Here is a 1,430-nt window from a genome sequence, read left to right as displayed (position 1 = left end):
TGGACTGCCCCCAAAAAGTTAGACACTTTTTAGGGGCATTTTTTATGGAAAGGAAAGAAAAATTTAGCGTTGCTTTCAAATTGGAATGTATTGAACTTCACCTGAATTCTTACCGCTCAATTGAATCTATAGCAATCGAAAAAGGATTTAATGAGAGTAATCTTCGCAAGTGGATTGGCTTTTATAATAGGTACGGAATATCTGGACTACAGCCGAGAAAAAACAAAAGCTATTCCGTAGGGTTCAAGCTTAAGGTGTTGAAAGCCATCAACACGGAGTCTATCTCACAAAGAGAAGCATGTATCAGGTTTGATATCCCTGCCCAGTCTACCGTCCTGAACTGGCAGCGTGATTACGAAAAAAGTGGTATTTTAGGTTTGGAAAACAAACCCATAGGAAGACCCAAAACAATGAGTGATTACAAACGCAAGAAAAGGAAGTCTGACAAGCCATTAACCAGAGAAGAAGAGCTTTTGCTGGAAAATGAAAGACTGCGTGCCGAGAACGATTTTCTAAAAAAGTTAGACGCCTTAACTCTCAAAAAGAACAAGCAGAGGCCATCGAAGAATTAAGGCGAAAATATGATCTGTCAGTCTTGCTGGATTGTATAGGTATGGCGAGGAGCAGTTTCTATTACTATCAGAAAATCCTTGAGAAGAAGGATAAATATGAGGAGATTAAAACCTTGATAAAACAAATCTATCACCGGCACAAAGGACGTTTTGGATACCGTCGTATAACTTTGGCAATGAAAGAAAAAGGAATCATTATCAATCATAAAACAGTTTTGAGGTTAATGAAAATGTTAGGATTAAAAAGTATTATACGGGTAAAGAAGTACAAATCTTACAGGGGAGAACAAGGCAGGATAGTGCCCAATATCCTGAAAAGAAACTTCAAAGCCGAACAGCCGAACAAAAAATGGGCAACAGATGTGACGGAATTTAATGTCTCTGGGAACAAACTCTATTTATCTCCGATAATAGACTTGTTCAACGGTGAAATCATCAGCTATAATATCTCTGAAAGACCTGTGTTTGCCCAGATTACAGATATGCTTAAAAAAGGTTTAAAGAAAATAAAAAATACAGAAAACATTATTCTCCACTCAGATCAAGGCTGGCAATATCAAATGAAAGCCTATCAGATGCTTTTGAAAGAAAAAGGAATCGTGCAAAGTATGTCACGCAAAGGAAACTGTTTAGATAACGCAGTGATTGAGAACTTCTTCGGAACGCTAAAATCCGAGATGTTTTACATCAAAAAATTTAAAACAATTGATGAGCTAAAGAAAGAAATAAAAGAATACATTAATTATTACAACCACGACAGAATAAGACTTAATCTTAAAGGAAAGAGTCCGGTACAGTACCGAACTCTTTCCTATAATAATATTGTTTAACTTTGTCTAAACTTTTGGGTGCAGTCTA

Annotated in this window: 2 protein-coding genes; both read left to right on the top strand. The window is 36.4% G+C overall.

Translation table 11 applies throughout. The features are described 5' to 3' along the window. The coding region (locus AC2A07_RS19615; RefSeq protein ID WP_484051789.1) for a helix-turn-helix domain-containing protein at window positions 1-572 on the top strand (572 nt) is incomplete at its 5' end. Next, window positions 560-1,402 (top strand): IS3 family transposase, encoded by an 843-nt coding sequence (locus AC2A07_RS19610; RefSeq protein ID WP_484051790.1) that lies wholly within the window; start codon window positions 560-562, stop codon window positions 1,400-1,402. The genes AC2A07_RS19615 and AC2A07_RS19610, both read left to right, overlap by 13 nt. Window positions 1,403-1,430: the final 28 nt, after the last annotated feature.

It is taken from the genome of Chryseobacterium sp. HNCC26DJ238 (assembly GCF_057180465.1).
The sequence above is the reverse complement of the archived record's forward strand: the minus strand, read 5'-3'. Positions and strand labels throughout refer to the sequence as shown.